This is a genomic window from Nesterenkonia cremea (genome assembly GCF_014642675.1).
Taxonomy (GTDB): Bacteria; Actinomycetota; Actinomycetes; order Actinomycetales; family Micrococcaceae; genus Nesterenkonia; species Nesterenkonia cremea.
The window spans coordinates 176637-194098 of the sequence record NZ_BMIS01000004.1; the positions used below are offsets into that span (position 1 = coordinate 176637).

The 17462-nt window shown below is 67.4% G+C and carries 17 protein-coding genes; 13 read left to right on the forward strand and 4 right to left on the reverse strand.

Annotated features, from left to right (window positions below; genetic code table 11):
- The first annotated feature begins 78 nt into the window (after nt 1-78).
- The 10 genes from IEW85_RS06235 to IEW85_RS06280 all read left to right on the forward strand — a co-directional run bounded on the left by IEW85_RS06235 (nt 79) and on the right by IEW85_RS06280 (nt 8651).
- The gene (locus IEW85_RS06235) at nt 79-474 is read left to right on the forward strand and encodes a PadR family transcriptional regulator (RefSeq protein ID WP_188683794.1); all 396 of its coding nucleotides are present in this window, start codon (nt 79-81) and stop codon (nt 472-474) included.
- Nucleotides 471-1241 (forward strand): hypothetical protein, encoded by a 771-nt coding sequence (locus IEW85_RS06240; RefSeq protein ID WP_188683796.1) that lies wholly within the window; start codon nt 471-473, stop codon nt 1239-1241. Before IEW85_RS06235 ends, IEW85_RS06240 begins: the two co-directional genes overlap by 4 nt.
- Nucleotides 1242-1322: 81 nt before the next feature.
- Nucleotides 1323-2087: a histidine phosphatase family protein gene (locus IEW85_RS06245; protein WP_188683798.1), complete on the forward strand. Its 765-nt coding sequence runs from the start codon at nt 1323-1325 to the stop codon at nt 2085-2087.
- Nucleotides 2088-2097: 10 nt separating this feature from the next.
- Complete coding sequence (locus IEW85_RS06250) at nt 2098-2511, forward strand: SdpI family protein (protein ID WP_188683799.1); 414 nt, start codon at nt 2098-2100, stop codon at nt 2509-2511.
- 114 nt (nt 2512-2625) lie between these two features.
- Complete coding sequence (locus IEW85_RS06255) at nt 2626-3558, forward strand: ABC transporter ATP-binding protein (RefSeq protein ID WP_188683801.1); 933 nt, start codon at nt 2626-2628, stop codon at nt 3556-3558.
- Complete coding sequence (locus IEW85_RS06260; protein WP_188683803.1) at nt 3555-4325, forward strand: ABC transporter permease; 771 nt, start codon at nt 3555-3557, stop codon at nt 4323-4325. The genes IEW85_RS06255 and IEW85_RS06260 overlap by 4 nt, the downstream gene beginning before the upstream one ends.
- 93 nt (nt 4326-4418) lie before the next feature.
- Nucleotides 4419-5582, forward strand: a complete 1164-nt coding sequence (locus IEW85_RS06265; RefSeq protein WP_188683805.1) for a sensor histidine kinase — start codon at nt 4419-4421, stop codon at nt 5580-5582.
- The gene (locus IEW85_RS06270) at nt 5579-6223 is read left to right on the forward strand and encodes a response regulator transcription factor (RefSeq protein ID WP_188683807.1); all 645 of its coding nucleotides are present in this window, start codon (nt 5579-5581) and stop codon (nt 6221-6223) included. Before IEW85_RS06265 ends, IEW85_RS06270 begins: the two co-directional genes overlap by 4 nt.
- Nucleotides 6224-6300: 77 nt before the next feature.
- A complete protein-coding gene (locus IEW85_RS06275) occupies nt 6301-6471 on the forward strand; it encodes a hypothetical protein (protein ID WP_188683809.1) in 171 nt (56 codons plus the stop codon).
- A gap of 128 nt (nt 6472-6599) precedes the next feature.
- Nucleotides 6600-8651 carry a BCCT family transporter gene (locus IEW85_RS06280; RefSeq protein ID WP_188683811.1) on the forward strand — a complete coding sequence of 684 codons (2052 nt, stop codon included), beginning with the start codon at nt 6600-6602 and terminating at the stop codon, nt 8649-8651.
- A 26-nt stretch (nt 8652-8677) separates the two neighbouring features.
- Here the strand turns inward: IEW85_RS06280 and IEW85_RS06285 are convergent, their stop codons facing one another.
- Nucleotides 8678-9604: a formylglycine-generating enzyme family protein gene (locus tag IEW85_RS06285; protein WP_229658849.1), complete on the reverse strand. Its 927-nt coding sequence runs from the start codon at nt 9602-9604 to the stop codon at nt 8678-8680.
- Nucleotides 9605-9666: 62 nt separating this feature from the next.
- Between IEW85_RS06285 and betC the strand changes: the two genes are divergently transcribed.
- From betC to IEW85_RS06300, 3 genes are read left to right on the forward strand one after another with little or no spacing between them, the layout of a single operon-like run.
- Nucleotides 9667-11208 carry a choline-sulfatase gene (betC, locus tag IEW85_RS06290; protein WP_188683813.1) on the forward strand — a complete coding sequence of 514 codons (1542 nt, stop codon included), beginning with the start codon at nt 9667-9669 and terminating at the stop codon, nt 11206-11208.
- Nucleotides 11205-11606, forward strand: a complete 402-nt coding sequence (locus IEW85_RS06295) for a YidH family protein (protein WP_188683815.1) — start codon at nt 11205-11207, stop codon at nt 11604-11606. The genes betC and IEW85_RS06295 overlap by 4 nt, the downstream gene beginning before the upstream one ends.
- Nucleotides 11607-11616: 10 nt before the next feature.
- Nucleotides 11617-11934, forward strand: coding sequence for a DUF202 domain-containing protein (locus IEW85_RS06300; protein ID WP_188683817.1), 318 nt, complete (start codon nt 11617-11619; stop codon nt 11932-11934).
- A gap of 75 nt (nt 11935-12009) precedes the next feature.
- Here IEW85_RS06300 and IEW85_RS06305 read toward each other — a convergent pair whose 3' ends face one another.
- The 3 genes from IEW85_RS06305 to betT form a co-directional block, all read right to left on the reverse strand.
- Nucleotides 12010-13584, reverse strand: coding sequence for a GMC family oxidoreductase (locus IEW85_RS06305; RefSeq protein ID WP_188683819.1), 1575 nt, complete (start codon nt 13582-13584; stop codon nt 12010-12012).
- 40 nt (nt 13585-13624) lie between these two features.
- On the reverse strand, nt 13625-15097 hold the full coding sequence (locus IEW85_RS06310; RefSeq protein ID WP_188683821.1) for an aldehyde dehydrogenase family protein: 1473 nt from the start codon (nt 15095-15097) through the stop codon (nt 13625-13627).
- Between the two features lie 109 nt (nt 15098-15206).
- Nucleotides 15207-17372 carry a choline BCCT transporter BetT gene (betT, locus tag IEW85_RS06315; RefSeq protein WP_188683823.1) on the reverse strand — a complete coding sequence of 722 codons (2166 nt, stop codon included), beginning with the start codon at nt 17370-17372 and terminating at the stop codon, nt 15207-15209.
- Between the last annotated feature and the right edge of the window lie 90 nt (nt 17373-17462).

Genomic DNA, 17462 nt, shown 5'->3' on the forward strand with positions numbered 1-17462 from the left:
CACCCGGTGACATGAACCGGTGACATTCGCCCCCGGGGCTAGGTTGTGTCGCTAGCTAGTAAGGCATACTATCTAGTCATGGATGTTCACCAGGAGTGGCCGGCGGAATGGCTGCGCGGAGTCTTGGAGCTGTGCGTGCTGCGAGCGGTCGCCGACGGACCGACCTACGGCTATCAGATCTCCGCCCGCCTGGAGCAGGGCGGACTGGGCAAGGTCAAAGGTGGAACCCTCTACCCACTGCTGAAGCGGTTCGAGGCCAAGGAATGGGTGGATGTCGACTGGCGCCCCGGCGAGGGCGGGCCGGGCCGTAAGTACTACGTGCTGACAGCCCGGGGCAGTCAGCGGTTGCAGCAGATGAGCGCACTGTGGACGGAATTCACCGCCACCACCGCCGCACTGCTGCAGGATGCAGGGCCTGCACAGGTTGGTCCTGATGAGATCGAGGCCGAACCCGTGGAGGAGCCACAGACATGAGCAAGCGGGAGCAGAAACGATACGCGCTGGTCCGGGAGCTGGCCCCGGGCATCAGCCCCGAATGGGCAGAAGAGTTTGTCGGCGAGCTGGGGACGCGTGGAGTCTCCGGCGAGACCGTCGGAGCCTCCCTGGCCGAGGTGGAGTCCCACTGCGCGGAATCCGGAGAGCCGGTGGAGGAGGCCTTCGGGCCGGCGGATGAGTATGCACGGAGCCTGGAGCTGCCGGTCTCCGCGCAGCAGTCCACCGGTGGGCTGCTGAGAGTCGTGGTGCCACAGGCCATCCAGGTGATCGGCCTCTTCGCCCTCATCTCCTCGGCCGTTCCGCTCAGCGACGGCGAACCGATGGGTGTGACGCTGGGGGTCGGGCTCAACGCCGCGATCGTGGTGCTGCTGATCCTGCTGCTGGCGTGGAAGGCCGGGGCGGCCGTGCGGACCGTCGCGCGGAAGCCCGCGGTCGGCGTCGCGGTGGGTGTCGGCTTCTTCGCTGTGATGGTGGCCTCCGCCGTCGCGCTGCGGGAGGAGGTCCTCACAGTGAGCCCTTGGTGGGGGCTGGTGCTCGGCGTCGGGTGCCTGGTGCTGGGCACTGTGCTGAGCGTGCTGCGGGTGCGCGGCAGCAGGGAGTCTGAGGCTGTGCTGACGGTGCCTTTCGAAGAACAGCAGAGGCAGAGGGAGCGGCGTCGTCAGATGCGCCGGGCCGAAATGTTGCCTGTGGTGCTGATCCCGGCCTTCGCCGTGCTGAACTTTCTGGTGCTCTTCCTGCTGACATGAGGGATGGACGCGGTGTCTGTGTCACTGCGATGGCATAGGCTGAGGGCTGATCTCATCCGAAGGACACTATGAGGAGTATGCATGATTCGGGTTCTGCTGGTGCGCCACGGGGAGACCGAGTGGAACAAGGACCACCGACTGCAGGGGCACTCGGACATCTGGCTGGCCGAATCCGGTCAGAAGCAGGCGGCCACGACCGGTGCATTCGTCCGGGCGCAGAACCCTCGGCAGGCCCATGTCTCCTCACTGGTGCGAACCCAGCAGACCTTCGAGCAGTTTGGGCTGGACCTGCAGCCGAGCATCTGGGATGACCTGCGCGAGCAGAACTTGGGGGAGTGGGAAGGCGCCTACGCCGCAGAGATCCGCGACAGCTTCCCCGAGGAGTTCCAGGGCTGGCGTGCCGGCACCTACACCCCGGCCGGAGGGGAGTCCTATGAGGCGCTGGTCTCCCGGATGAAGGGTGCCTTCTTCGACATCATTCGGGCCACGGCTCAGATCGCCCCCACACCTTCTGCCGACCTGAGCTTCGAGCTGCGTACGGCCGTGATGGTCTCCCACGGTGCGGCCCTGCGGGTGCTCCTCGAAGGGTTGGGGCTGCTCGACCGGGCCCAGTTCATCCCGCTGACTCCGGCCTCGACGACGGTGATCGACATCCCGCTGCACCACGGGCCGGTCTCCAGCTCCCTGCCACAGGGCGGGCTGGAGGATGAGACCGGTGAGGAGGCCGAGCGCCGGCGCATCGCAGCGCTCACCGACGCCGAGATCGAAGATCTGTGCCGGCTGCGCCTGATCAACCTCTCGCCAGAGCTCCTGAACCCTGCTGCCACAGAGTCCGCCGCGATCTGAGAGCGCAGCGATGGACTACGTGCTGATCATCGCCGCGGTCTCGACGCTGCACGGTGCAGTCATCATGGTGGCGGTCTGTGTGGGCGCACGCGGCGGCGGGATGGAGCGTAACCACACCATCGGCATTCGGATCTGGTCCACCATGTCCTCCCATCGCGCGTGGGCGGCCGGGCATGGAGCGGCTGCGCCCTGGTGCTGGGCCGGCGTCGTGCTCTCAGTGCTCTTCCTGATCACAGCCGTTGTGCTTCACCAAGACGATGAGCGCCTCAGCGAGGGACTCCAGAATTCTGTCCTCGGGGCCGGCATCGGCTCCGTGATCTTGGTCCTTCTGCTGGCGATCTGGGCTGCGGACCGAGCGGCCAAGCGAGTCCTGGTGGAGGAGCACCTGGAGGAGGAGTACGGCGCCGACGCCGAACTGCGCTGACCCCACCCAAAGGTGCCGATCGACGTGGGTCCCAGCCGCCCCATGACAGTTGTCATGCGGGATTCGTGACAGCTGCTCTACGTGCTCCGGCCTCCACCGGCGAAGACTGGAGGCATGAGCACAGCACAGGAACCCATCATCGGCATCCGCCACCTGCGGCGCAGCTATCCCGACGGCGCCGGCGGGACCTTCGACGCCGTGGACGGCGTCAGCCTGGACTTCGCAGCGGGCGAGGTCACCGCAGTCCTGGGCCCCAACGGCGCAGGCAAGACCACCCTCATGGACATGATCCTGGGGCTCAACACTCCCAGCGGCGGTGACATCCGGGTCTTCGGCGGCTCCCCGCGCCAGGCCGTGCGCGACGGGCGCATCGGAGCGCTGCTGCAGACCGGCGGCCTGCTGCCCGACCTCACGGTCAAGGAGACCGTCCAGATCATCGCCGCCCTGCACGAACAGGCCCTCCCCGTGGATGAGGTCCTGCAGACTGCCGGCATCAGCGAGATCGCTGGCCGGGCGGTCGGGAAATGCTCCGGAGGACAGCAGCAGCGGCTGAAATTTGCCCTGGCTCTGCTGCCGCGCCCAGACCTGATCATCCTGGACGAACCCACTGCCGGCATGGACCCCAGCGCTCGGCACGAGTTCTGGAGTCGGATGCGCACTCAGGCCGCCGCGGGCAGCACGGTCCTCTTCGCCACCCATTACCTCGAGGAAGCCGAGCAGTTCGCACGCCGCACGGTGCTGATGCACCAGGGGCGTGTCATCGCCGACGGCCCCACCGCAGAAGTTCAGCGGCGCGCCGGTGCTGCCCATGTGGCGGTGACCTGGTCGGCCTCGGAGGCCGACCTGGCGGCGCTGCCGCATCTGCTCTCCCACAGCAGCCACGGCGAGCGCATCACTTTCCGCACCGACGACGCCGATCGCTTGGCCCGGCACCTGCTCACCGCGACGCCGGCGGCTCACCTGACCGTCCGCCCGGCAAGCCTGGAGGAAGCCTTCGTGCTGCTGACCGGGGACCAGGAGACCGACCCGAAGGAGGGCGCCCGATGAGTCTGACCACCTACATCCTCATGGACTTCTGGAGGAACCTTCGGAACTTCGCGAACTCCTTCTTCATCATCGTGCTCCCCACGGTGCTGTTCCTGATCTTCGGCGTCAGCGCCGACTGGAACGACTTCATGCTCCCCAGCGGCGCCGGCAACGTCAGCGCCTACACGCTGGTCGGCATCGCCGTCTACGGCGCAGCGATGGCGACCACCTCCCTGGCCGGCTCGGCCGCCGTCGAACTCCAACAGGGGTGGGGCCGCCAGCTGGCGCTGACTGGGATGCCGCACGGGCTGTTCGTCCTCGCCAAGTCCATCATCGCTCTGGTGATGGCTGTCTTCCCCGTGCTGCTGATCAACGTGGTCGGCTACTTCACCGCCACACAGATGGACACCGGCCGCTGGTTCGCCACAGCCGCACTCACAGTCATCGCCTCGCTGCCCTTCGCGCTCTACGGTCTGTTGGCCGGCCTCGCCTTCCGCTCCGATGCGGCTGTAGGGGCGGCGTCGGGCTTGCTGGTGGTCCTCGGTTTCCTGGGCAACAACTTCTTCCCGCTGGACGGGGTCCTGCTGGACATCGGCCGGTTCACCCCGATGTACGGGGTGACGGCTCTTGCCCGCTATCCCCTCACCGATGGGGAGATCATGGGGGCCGGTGAGGCAGGGTTGGGCACTGACCCGCTGTGGGGGATCCTGCTGAGCATCGCCGCCTGGAGCGTGGTCTTCGCCCTCGGCTGCCTGCTGCTGCAGCGCCGCAGCACCGCCCGCCGGTAGAGCGTCGAGTCGGCGCCGGGGCACGGTCTCAGGCTCGCCCAGCTGCTGAGACGAGGTCTCCCAGCGTGCGCATAAGTGGGAGAGGATAGGACTATGAGCAGCACCACGATGCCGCGGAGTTCGACGCCGAGCACGCTGCCGGGCCCGGCCCAGCGTGTCGAGCGCATCGGAGGCGAGCAGCTGGCCGGCTTCATCTACGCCGCGGTCTGGCTGGTCTTCCTCGCTGTCCCTGTGCTGGGGGTGTTGGCCAGCGATGCCGGGCTCGTCGGCCAGGTCTATGTCTGCGCCGTCGTCGTCGTCTTCGCCGGCATCTACTGCTGGCTGGGGTGGAGCTGGTTCACCTGTGCTGAGGAGGATCGGCCCGGCTGGGCTGCCCTGGCCTCAGCCGTCGGCTCCCTGGGGCTGATCGGCCTGAGCACGGTGCCGTTCATCAGTGCTTGGGCGGTGGCGTTCGCTCCCTATATGACGGCGCTGGTGGTCTTTGTCCGCAGGCCTTCCCAAGGCATCCCTCTGGGGATTCTGATCTGGGCGCTGCCTGCGGCCGTCGGCGCTCTCTTCACAGACCTGGAGAGCCCATGGGTGGTGCTGGGCCCGGGGATCGGCACAGTGTTCATCATCGCCATACGAATCTCTGAGTTCTACGAGGACCGGGGCCGTCGCTATGCCGAGCAGCTGCGGGCCGCCGAGGAACGCAGCAGCATCGCCCGCGATGTCCACGACGTCCTGGGCCATTCGCTCACGGTTCTGCATGTGAAGGCCCAGGTGGCCCGCCGCATGATGCATGCGGACCCGGAGCGAGCCCGGGCCGAGCTGGACCAGATCGAATCCCTCTCCCGGGAGGCCCTGAGCGAGGTCCGCACCACGGTCACCCGGCTGCGCGCCCCGGAGCTGCCCGGCGAGCTGGAGGTCTCTCGCACCACGCTGGAGTCGGCCGGGATCGCCACCCGGATCAGCGACCAGCTGAGGGAGGGGAACACCGCCCCTGCCGCCTTGGCCTGGGCGTTGCGCGAGGGGATCACCAATGTGGTCCGTCACTCCGGGGCATCCCGCTGTGACATCGAGATCAGCCCGCAGCATCTGCGCATCGCCGACGACGGCGCCGGCCTGGGCTCCTCCGCCGAGGGAAACGGGCTGCGCGGCCTGCGCGAGCGGGCCGCCGCGGAGGGGGCGGACGTCGTCGTCGGGCGTGCCTATCCCGAGCTGGAGGGCACCCAGCCGGAGCGTCCCGGCACTGTGCTGGAGGTGAGCCTGCGATGACCCATCCACCGAGGTCAGAGGCGCCCATCCGCCTGCTGCTCGCCGATGATCAGGACCTGGTCCGCGGCGGACTCTCCGCACTGCTGAACCTGGAGCCGGACCTGGAGGTGGTGGCCGAGGTCGGCCGAGGGGATCAGATCCTCGACGCTGTCCGCGAGCATTGTCCTCAGGTGGCCCTGGTGGACATCGAGATGCCCGGCGGCCCAGAGACCGCTGACGGGATCGAGGCGGTGCGTCAGGTGGTCGCCGCCCAGCTGGAGGTGCGCTGCCTGATCGTCACCACCTTCGGACGTCCCGGCTATCTGCGTCGCGCCATGGACGCCGGTGCCGCGGGGTTCGTGGTCAAGGACACCCCGGCCGATCAGCTGGCCCAGATGGTCCGCAAAGTTGCCGCAGGTCAGCGCGTGGTGGACCCAGCGCTGGCCGCCGATTCGCTGGCCGGTGCCGCCAATCCGCTCACCCTCCGCGAGCAGGAGGTGCTCCGCGCCGCCGCAGAGGGAGGGGCCGTGCGGGCAGTGGCCGCCGCACTGCACCTCTCACAGGGCACCGTGCGCAATCACCTGTCCTCAGCCATCGGCAAGACCCAGGCCCAGAACCGGCACGACGCCGTCCGGATCGCCCGCGCCCAGGGATGGATCTAGCGACTCGGACCGCCGCGCTGGGAACCTGCATCACTGCAGAGTCAGCGCTTCTGTGGTTAGTATGTGTGACCGTGCCTATGAATGATCAGCCCCAGCGACCCATGTGCGGGGAGACCTCCCGCCCACATGGTGTGCTGCGCGCTGTCTTCGGACTGGACACGCCCACCGCTGCACCCCGGCGCACCGCCGGCTACGCCAACGACTCCTGGGAAGGTGCAGCGATCGGATGGTGCGGCCGTGAGCCGTAGCGCCTCCCTCTTCCACCACTGCTGAACCATGAAGAGGATCGGTGGATCCCCTGTATGACGCCGCGCCCACGTGATGGGTGCGGCATGTCCTGCGGGATCCCCACAACTGAACTGAGGTGCACACACGTATGGCTGATGATCAGCCGCAGTCCCGCAGCAAGATCACCGAAGAGGCGCGGAAGAAGAGCCGCCAGGCCGGGCGCACGCTCCGGGCCCTGGATTACCGCCGGCCCGACTACCCGCACAACATCCACCCGGCCCTGGTGCCGGGCATCGGCATCGACGAGCAGCGCCGCCGCTACAGCATCGACAAGTTCGTGCTGGCCGTGGCCGGTCTGCTGACCGTCGGCTTCGTCATCTGGGGCCTGACCGCCCCCGCACAGGTCGCCTCCGTGGCCGACCAGGCCTTCACCTGGGTGACCTTCAACATCTCCTGGCTGTTCAACATCACCGCGGCCGTCATCCTGGTGGTCATGCTGGTGCTGGCCTTCTCCTCCTACGGGCAGATCCCGCTGGGCAAGGACGACGAGGGCCCCGAGTTCTCCACCTTCGCCTGGATCTCCATGCTCTTCGCGGCAGGCCTGGGCATCGGTGTGCTGTTCTTCGGCCCCTCGGAGCCGCTGGACTACTACACCTCCCCGCCGCCGATGACCACTGAGGCGGAGACCACGGAGGCCCTGCACTACTCGCTGGGCCAGACCTTCTACCACTGGGGCTTCCACGCCTGGGCGATCTACGCCCTGGTGGGCGGCGCCGTGGCCTATGCGGCCTACCGCCGCGGCCGCGTGCTGCTGATGTCCTCGATCTTCCGGACCCTGTTCGGCAAGCGTCACTCCGAGGGCTTCGCCGGCCAGATGGTGGACATCTTCGCGATCATCGCCACCCTCTTCGGCACTGCGGCCACTGTGGGCATCGCCGCCATGCAGGTCCAGCAGGGCGTCACGATCGTCTCCGGCTGGAGCGACACCGGCAACACCCTGCTGATCGCGATCATCGCGGTGCTGACCATCGGCTTCATCCTCTCAGCGGTCTCCGGCGTCTCCCGCGGCATCCGCTACCTGTCCAACATCAACATCGTGATGACCCTGGGTGTGGTGGGACTGGTGTTCATCGCCGGGCCCACCCTGTTCCTGGCCAACCTGCTGCCCTCGGGCCTGGTGGCCTACCTGGGCAACATGTTCGACATGATGAGCCGCTCGGCCTCCTGGGGAGAGGACACTCAGGAGTTCCAGTCCTGGTGGACCGTCTACTACTGGGCCTGGTGGATCTCCTGGTCCCCGTTCGTGGGCATCTTCATCGCCCGCATCTCCCGCGGCCGGACCATCCGCCAGTTCATCTTGGGCGTCATCACCATCCCGACTCTGCTGCTGGTGCTCTCCTACGGCGTGCTCGGCGGTACGGCCATGTGGATGCGCAGCGAGGGCTACCCGGGCTTCGAGGATGACGCGGACGGCAACCTGGCCCTGGCTCCGCCGGAGGTCTTCTACACCGTCATCGACAACCTGCCCTGGCTCTCCACCTGGGTCCCGGTGGTCAGCATCGCCGTGCTGCTGGTCTTCGCGATCACCGCACTGGACTCGGCCTCCACGGTCATGGGCATGCTCTCCTCCCGCGGCAGTCAGAACCCCCGTCCCACGGTGGTGGTCTTCTGGGGCCTGGTGATGACCGGCATCGCGCTGGTCATGCTGCTGCTGGGCGATGAGATGGCGCTGGAGGGTCTCCAGCAGCTGGTGATCATCACCGCTGTGCCCTTCGCGATCGTCATTCTGCTGATCATCCTGGCCTGGTTCCGCGAGCTGCAGACCGACCCGCGAGCCATCCGTCTGCGCTACGCGGACCGTGCGATGCGCAATGCCGTCATCGACGGGGTGAATCGCTACGGCGATGACTTCGCCCTCGAAGTCGGGCCCACCGATCCGGGCCAAGGCGCCGGCGCGATCATCGACTCGGTGCACTCGGACTACACCGAGTGGTACCGGCGCACCGATGAGAACGGCGACCCGGTCGGCTACAACTATGAGACCGGGGAGTGGGCCGACGGCTATGACCCGGAGACCGGCGAGATCACCACAGTGCCCGCCGCGGAGGAGGAGCTCGACGCTGACCAGACCGGTGCGGACCAGTCCAGTACCGAGCAGTCCAGCACTGAGCCGCCCGACGCCGACCAACCCAGGGCCTGATCCGCACCGGCCGGCGGTCAGGACCTTCAGGTGTTGACCGCCAGCCGGAACCCGGCATGGCCCAGTGAAGTGTCCGCCGTCGAGGCGCTGCGAGCCGAGGTCCTGTACCGCCTGCAGTAGGAGGCGTGGCACATATAGGACCCTCCGCGCAGCACCGGACGCGGATCCTCAGCGGAGAAGACCCCAGTGGTCCACTCCCACACATTGCCCGTCATGTTGTGGAACCCGTACCCGTTGGGCGGGAACGCGGTGACCGCCACGGTCCCCACCGGACCGTCGGGGGCATCGGGGAACTCCCCGCCGAAGGTGTTCATCCGGGGGACCCCCTCCGGCTCACGGACACCGCCCCACGGGTAGGGAAGCTGCACCAGACCGCCGCGGGCAGCGAACTCCCATTCGGCCTCCGAGGGCAGCCGGCCCTCCACCCACTGCGCATAGGCCCCGGCATCGCGCTGGGAGATATGGGTGACCGGGTGATCCTCTCGGCCGATGACCTGGGAGCCGGGCCCCTCGGGACGGTGCCAGCTGGCTCCGGACACCTGGCGCCACCACGGGGTCTCGGCCACGGACCGGGAGATCTCCCGGATCTCCTCGGAGACCAGGCCGGAGAACACCATGGAGTCTCCATGGATCTCTGCATCGGTCCTGTACCCGGTGGCCTGGACGAACGCCGCGAACTGCGCCACTGTGACAGTGGTGGCGGCCAGGGCGAAGGGCTCCACAGCGACCTCCCGGACCGGAGCCTCCTCCTGGAGGTAGGCCAGCGGGGACTCATCGCCCATCAGGAAGGTTCCTCCGGCCAGCCCGATCATCCGCAGATCCTCCGGAGCCCGGGCGGCCAGGGAACGGAGCAGCTCGGCGGAGGCGTCGGAGCCGGCGTCGTGATCGGTCCCGGACTCCGGGGCCGGCTCAGCGGGGGAAGGACCGCGGGCGGGGCCGCAGCAGGCACTCATGGATACAGCTCCTCAAAGTTTTCGCAGACCAAGAACCCGACAGCTTTCTGAAAGGTACTCTCATGAAACCACCGAACATCGTCGTCATCCAGGCGGACCAGATGGCAGCCCAGGCTCTGGGCGCCTACGGAGATGAGGCCGCTCAGACTCCCACCATGGATGAGCTGGCCCAGGAGGGCGCGGTCTTCGACCGGGCCTACTGCAACACTCCGCTGTGCTCGCCCTCCCGCGCCTCCATGATGACCGGCCAGATGCCCTCCGAGCTGGGCTGCTACGACAACGGGGACGACTTCCCGTCCTCGGTGCCGACCTTCGCCCACCACCTGCGCAACGCCGGATATCACACGGCGCTGATCGGCCGGATGCACTTCATCGGCCCCGATCAGCACCACGGCTTCGAGGAGCGGCTGACCACAGACGTCTACCCGGCTGACCTGGACATGGTCCCGGACTGGCACCTGCCGCTGGATCAGAAGCTGCAGTGGTACCACGAGGCCGGCTCCGTCTTCGAGGCAGGCGTCTCCAAGGCCACTGTGCAGCAGGACTTCGACGACGAGGTGGGCTTCCGCACTCTGCGCCACCTCAACGATCGCAAGCGCGCCGCCCAGGCCGCGGAGGCCCGCGGGGAGCAGGAGCAGCCCTTCCTGATGGTCACCAGCTTCATCCACCCGCATGACCCCTACGAGCCGCCGCGCGAGCACTGGGACCGCTTCGCTGATGTGGAGATCCCGGCCCCCACGCACCCGGAGATCCCGAGCATCGAGCAGGACCCGCACAGTCACCGGCTGCGCCAGATGAGCGGCTTCGACGTCAACGTTCCCTCCGAGGACGACGTGCGCCGGGCCCGCCGGGCCTACTATGCGGCCGTCAGCTATATCGATGACCACATCGGTGCGGTCCGACGCCGGCTCGAGGAGCTGGACATGGCCGAGAACACGGTCATCGTGGTCACCTCCGACCACGGCGACATGCTGGGCGAGAAGGGCCTCTGGTACAAGATGTCGCCCTACGAGCAGTCCGCCCGGGTGCCGCTGATCGTCTCCGGTCCGGAGCACCTGGTGCCCAAGGGCCGCTACGCCAACCCGGTGTCCCTGCTGGACCTGCTGCCCACGCTGCTGGAGCTGGGCGGCGCCCCGGAGACCGAGGTCTCCGGTCAGTCGGTGCTGGAGATCGCCCGTCAGGAGGCCGACGGCCGGATGGGCCCGCAGGACCGCGATGTGATCATCGAGTACCTGGCCGAGGGCACCCATAAGCCGCAGCTGACCCTGGTGCGCGGCCGGTACAAGTACATCGTCTGCCCGGGCGACCCGGACCAGCTCTTCGACCTGGACACCGACCCGGAGGAGCTTCACAACATCGCCGCTCAGCCCGAGCACGCTGAGACGGTGGCGCTGCTGCGCAAGGAGCTGGACTCCCGCTACGACCTCACCCAGCTGGAGGAGGACGTGCTGAAGTCCCAGGCCACCCGGCGCCTGGTGGCCGAGTCCCTGCAGCAGGGCACGGTGCGCCACTGGGACTTCAACCCGGAGCCCGAGCAGCGCTACGTCCGCGGCGACTTCTGGTCCGCCCTGGAGCACGGAAAGATCAAGGACACCAGCCGATGAGTGAGACACAGAGCTCACCCGGGTCCGGCCCGGGGAGCCGCGACGCCGCCTGGCGCCGGAAGGTCCTGGGTGGGGGAGAGGAGCCGGATCCCCGGTTCACCCTGGCCAATGAGCGGACCTTCCTCTCCTGGATCCGCACCTCACTCGCCCTGCTGGCCGGCGGGGTGGCGGTGGAGGCGCTCACCCAGGACCTCTTCGAGCCGACAGTGCGCACGCTGCTCTCTGTGCTGCTGCTGGTCCTGGGTGTGGCGCTCAGCGCCGGAGCCTTCTGGCGCTGGCTGAAGGTGGAGCGCAGCCTGCGCCGGCAGTCGGCGCTGCCGCTGCCGCTGATCGCCCCGCTGCTGGGCGCCGGCGTCGCGGTGATCTCTGCGCTGTTGATCTGGGCGATGCTGGCATGAGGTGCGCCCGATGAGCAGAACCCATGCGGATCCCGGCCTGCAGCCCGAGCGCACGCTGCTGTCCTGGACCCGGACGCTGATGCTCATGCTTGTGGTGGGAGGGTTCTTCATCCGATGGGCCCCCTACTACGGTGCGGTGGTGCTGGGGCTCTTCGGAGCCGCAGCACTGGTGGCCGCCGGCGTCTGGGCGGGCCAGCGGCGTCGCTATGCGCTCGCCGACGCCGGCATCGCCGCTGAGCAGTACCCGCCGGCCGTGGGAGGGGCGCTGTCTCTCTCCCTGGCCGTGATGGGACTGGGCGGCGTCGCGCTGGTGCTGGTCCTTCTCTGAAGGTCTCAGACACGAAGAGAGGGCCCCGGCAGGAATTCCTGCCGGGGCCCTCTCTCTGTCTGGAGGATCAGCCGATCAGCTGTTGTCCTCCTTGATCAGGTCAGCGGCACGCTCACCGATCATCATGGTGGTGATGTTGGGGTTGACCGTCACCAGCTCCGGCATGACCGAGGCATCGGCCACACGCAGGCCCTTGACGCCCTTGACCCGCAGACGTGCGTCCAGCGGGGACATGGTGTCGTCGTCGGCGCCCATCCGGACCGAGCCGGCCGGGTGGTAGACGGTGTTGTGGGTGCGGCGGCAGTAGTCGGCGATCTCTTCGTCGGTCTGCACGTCCTTGCCCGGATAGAGCTCCTCACCGGCCCACTCAGCCATCGCCGGCTGGGAGACGATCTCGCGGGCCAGTTTGATGCCGGCCACGGCCACGCGCATGTCGTGGCCCTCCTCATCGGTGAAGTAGCGCGGGTCCACCATCGGCTTGTCCCGGTAGTCCTTGGAGCGCAGACGCACCGTGCCGCGGGACTTGGAGTGGGTGATGTTGGGGGTCAGCACGAAGGAGTTCTCGGAGGTCGGGTAGCCCTGACGCAGAGTGTGCATGTCGAAGGGCACCGAGCCGTAGTGCATCATCAGATCCGGGCGGCCGGACTTGTCCTGCTGGCCGGTTCCCTCGAGGGTGTCGGCGAAGATGCCGATCTCCCAGAACTGGTAGCCCTCCTCGACCATCGGCTTCTTCGCGTCCCACCCGATGACGACCTCGGGGTGGTCCTGCAGGTGCTCACCCACACCGGGGGAGTCCACGCGGGCCTCGATGCCGTGCTCGGCCAGGTGGGCCTTCGGGCCGATGCCGGAGAGCATCAGCAGCTTGGGGGAGTCGATGGCGCCCGCGGAGAGGATGATCTCCTTGTTCGCGGTGACGGTGTGAGCTCTGCCGAAGGCGTTGGCCACCACGGAGACTCCGGTGGCGCGGTCGCCGTCGAAGATCACCTCGCGCACCCAGGTGTCGGTGAGGACGCTCAGGTTCTCCCGCTCCATGATCGGGTGCAGGTAGGACACCGAGGAGGAGGAGCGGGTGCCGTCCTGCTTCCGGTTGACCTGGAAGAAGTTCGCGCCCTTGACCACGGTCTCGCCGGAGTTGAACTCCACGCGCGGGATGCCGGCCTGCTCGGCGGCGTCCAGGATGGCCACACCGCAGGGATCGTGCGGCGGGATGTTCATCAGCTCCACGGGGCCTTCCTTGCCGTGGTGCTCGCCGTCGTTCTCATTGGTCTCCAGGCGCTTGAGCAGCGGCCAGGCGTTCTCGGCGTTCCAACCGGTGGCGCCCATCTGCTCCCAGTCGTCCATGTCCTCCTTGGGAGGCCAGAAGGCGATGCAGGAGTTGTGGGAGGAGCAGCCGCCCAGGACCTTCGCACGCGCGTGGCGCATGAAAGAGTTGCCCTTCTCCTGGGGCTCCACGGGATAGTCCCAGTCGTAGCCGGACTCCAGCAGCTCCATCCAGCGGTTCAGCTGCAGGATGACGTCCTTGTCCTGATCGGTGGGGCCGGCCTCCAGCAGGGCCACGGTGACGCTGGGGTCCTCGGACAGGCGGGCGGCCGCAGCCGCACCGGCGGAGCCGCCGCCGACGATGACGTAGTCGTAGGTGTTCTCAGCCAAGGTTCAGATCTCCTCTGTCAGATGCTCGAAGATGCGGGTCTCAGTTGTCGGCGAACCAGCCGGAGACGGCGGGCTCAGTGTTCTCGTAGACGTGCTTGGCCTCGCGGTACTCCTCGAAGCCGATGTGGCCCAGCTCGCGGCCGAAGCCGGACTGCTTGAAGCCGCCCCACTCAGCCTGCGGCAGGTAGGGGTGGTAGTCGTTGATCCAGATGGTGCCGTGGCGCAGCTTGGAGCTGACGCGGTGGGCGGTGCCGCGGTTGGAGGTCCAGACCGCGCCGGCCAAGCCGTAGTTGGTGTCGTTGGCGGTTTCGACGGCCTCCTCCTCAGTGGTGAAGGTCTCCACGGTGATGACCGGGCCGAAGCCCTCCTCCACCACCACGTGCTGGCCGCGCTCGACGTTGTCCAGCACGGTGGGGGCGTAGAAGAAGCCGTCCTTGTGCTCATCGCCGCCGAAGTGGTGGCCGGTGCGCAGCACTGCGCCCTCGTCGATGCCTTTCTGGGTGTAGTTGTACACCTTCTCGCGGTGTTCTGCGGAGATCAGGGGGCCGGTCTCGGCGTTCTCGTCGAAGGGTCCGCCCATGCGGATCTTCTCAGCGCGGCGGACCAGCTCGTCCACGAACTTCTCCTTGATGGACTCCTCGACGATCAGGCGGGTGCCTGCGGAGCAGACCAGGCCGGAGTCCAGGAAGCCGGCGTTGAGCGCGTTGTCCACCGCGGCGTCGAAGTCGGCGTCGGCGAAGACCACGTTGGGGTTCTTGCCGCCGAGCTCCAGGGCGACCTTCTTGATGGTCTGGGCGGCGGAGGCTGCGATCTTCCGGCCGGTGATCAGCCCACCGGTGAAGGAGACCATGTCAACGTCCTCGTGGGAGGACAGCGGGGCGCCGGCGGTGGCGCCGGGGCCGGTGATCAGGTTGGCCACACCTGCGGGCAGGCCGGCCTTCTCGAAGACGTCCATGATCAGCATGCCGGTGTGCGGGGTCAGCTCGGCGGGCTTCAGGATCAGGGAGTTGCCTGCGGCAAGTGCCGGGGCGAGCTTCCAGGCGGCCTGCAGCAGTGGGAAGTTCCAGGGGGTGATCAGACCGCAGACGCCGACGGGTTCGTAGACGATCTTGGAGATGACGGTGGGATCGCCGGCGTCGACGATGCGGCCGGCGTCGGAGTCGGCCAGCTTCCCGAAGTGCTTGAAGCAGCCGATGATGTCGTCCATGTCGATCTGGGCCTCGACGAACCGCTTGCCGGTGTCCAGAGCCTCGGCGCGGGCGAACTCGTCCTTGCGGTCCTCGATGGCCTTGGCCACGCGCAGCAGGAACTCGCCGCGCTCGGCGGCGGGGGTGCCGGCCCAGACGCGGGAGTCGAAGGCCTTGCGGGCGGCGGCGATGGCGTTCAGAGTGTCCTGCTCGCCGGCCTCAGAGACCACAGCGACCTCGGTGCCGTCGGCGGGGCAGATGATGGTGCGGGTCTCGCCGCTGGCGGCAGGGACCCACTGGCCGTCGATGTAGAGCGTGGCAGTCATGAGAACTCCTTGACGTCTGATGTGAGGTGAGGCGGTGCCGGATCCAGCCTAGTCAGCGGGACCCGGCACCGTAACGGCCCGCAGGCCGGGATCTGTGCGGGGCGGGTTCCTACTCGTGGTTCCCGCGGGTCCGGACGTGGTCCCAGTCGTTCGGGATCGCGCCGGTGTTCAGGGTGACGGAGCCGCCGCCGTCGGCGTCGCTCATGGTCAGCACTGCGAGGTGGCGCTCATAGGCGTCCAGCACATCGGAGATGACCTGCTCCTTGGTGTAGCCGAAGATGTCGTGGCCGGAGGATCCCGTGGCGGAGAAGACCTCCACCTGGTAGTAGGTCTCCTCGGCCGCATGCATCCGCAGAGCGAAGTTCGGCACCGAGTACTCGATCGGGTAGGCCTGATACTTGAACATGCCCTGCTCGCCGAAGTCGACATGCAGATCGATCTGCGGGATGTCGGTCTCCGGGACCAGGCCGCGTTCGCAGTACACCGAGGCGCCCTGCTTGGCCAGCTCGGCGGCGACCTCCTCCACCGCAGGCATGGCGGTGGACTCCATGTAGTCCGAGATCTCCTCGGCGGTGGGGTAGTGCATATGCCGGGCCAGACGACGCCGCCAACGGCCCGGTGCACCGGCGCCGGCCTCACCGATGCGCTCGGAGAGGGCGGAGGGCAGCGTGGCCTCCAGGGATTCGGCGTTGTACTTCTCCTGCCGCAGGGCTCGCCAGACGCTGACCATGAGCAGGTAGAGCACCAAGGAGAGCGGCAGTCCGATGATGACTGCAGCCATCTGCAGGGAGTAGATGCCGTCCAGGGCCAGCATGACCAGGGTCAGGGCACCGATGATGACCGACCAGGTGATGCGCAGCCAGCTGGGGCCGTCGGAGGTGGTGTCCTTGGCCTTGGAGGTGAAGTTGGCCAGCACCAGGGAGCCGGAGTCGGCGGAGGTCACATAGAAGAGCATGCCCACCACGACGGATACACCGATCACAAAGGTGGCTCCCGGGTACTCGGCGATCAGGGCGAAGAAGCCGGCGCCGTCGCCGTCCATGGCGTCATCCAGGCTGAGCCCACCGTCCATGATCTGACTGACGGTGGCATTGCCGAAGAAGGAGATCCACAGCGCGTTGAAGGCGAAGGGCACCAGCAGCACGCCGATGATGAACTGGCGCAGCGTGCGGCCGCGGGAGATGCGGGCCAGGAAGAGGCCCACGAAGAGTGCCCAGGCCATCCACCAGGTCCAGAAGAAGATGGTCCACCATTCCAGCCAGCCTTCGTCCACGATGGGCCCCTCGGCCTCATAGGCGAAGGTCTCCATGAGCATGCCGGGGAAGCGGGAGAAGAAGTCGCCCACGTTCTTGACCAGTGCGTTGAGCAGCTGGACAGTGTTGCCGGAGATCAGCACGTAGAGCATCAGCAGAATCGCAGCGAGGACGTTGAGCTCGGCCAAGCGGCGGATGCCCTTCTCCACACCGGAGACCGTAGAGATGGTCACCACGACCACGGCCAGGACGATCAGTGCGGCCTGGACGGCGAGTCCCACGGTCCAACCGAACATGATGTTCAGGCCGTAGGAGAGGAAGACCACGCCGATGCCGAGGCTGGTGGCGATGCCGAAGATGGTGCCCAGCACGGCGGCGATCTCGATGGTGTCGCCCGTGGCTCCGCGGGCTCGCTTGCCGATGATCGGGTAGAGAGCGCTGCGGATGCTCAGGGGCAGGTGGTAGCGGTAGGCGAAGAGGCCGAAGGCCATGCCGGTCAGGGCGTACATGGCCCAGCCGGGGATGCCGTAGTGGAACATCGTCCACAGGGCGGCCTCCTCGGCGGCGGCCAGGGACTCAGGCTCGATGTCCACGCCGGGGCCGACGAAGTAGTTGGTGGCCGGGCCGATCACGGAGAAGAACATCAGGTCCACGCCGATGCCGGCGGCGAAGAGCATGGAGGCCCAGGTGAAGAGGCTGAACTTCGGCTTGGAGTGATCGGGGCCGAGCTTGGTCTTGCCCACACGGGTGCAGGCCACCACCAGGACGAAGACAACGATGATCGCGGCGGTGAGGATGAAGTACCAGCCCAGGCGGGTGCTGAGCCAGTCGAAGGTGGTCTCAAGGGTGTTGTACGCGGTCTCCGGCTGGAGGGCCGCCCAGAGGGTGAACAGGACGATGGCCGCGGCAGAGACGATGAAGACCGGCCAGTTGACCTTGGAGACGCCTGGGGCGCTCCGGCGGTTCGTCACCTGGGGAGTGTCTCCCTCAGGCGACTGCGAGTGATCCGTGGCGGATGCCATGAAGTCGTGTTTCCTTCCTCAGTGTCATGACCTAGCGATGTGATGCAAGCCCTTAATGTTTCGAACCTGCATGAGCATAGTCAGAAAAAG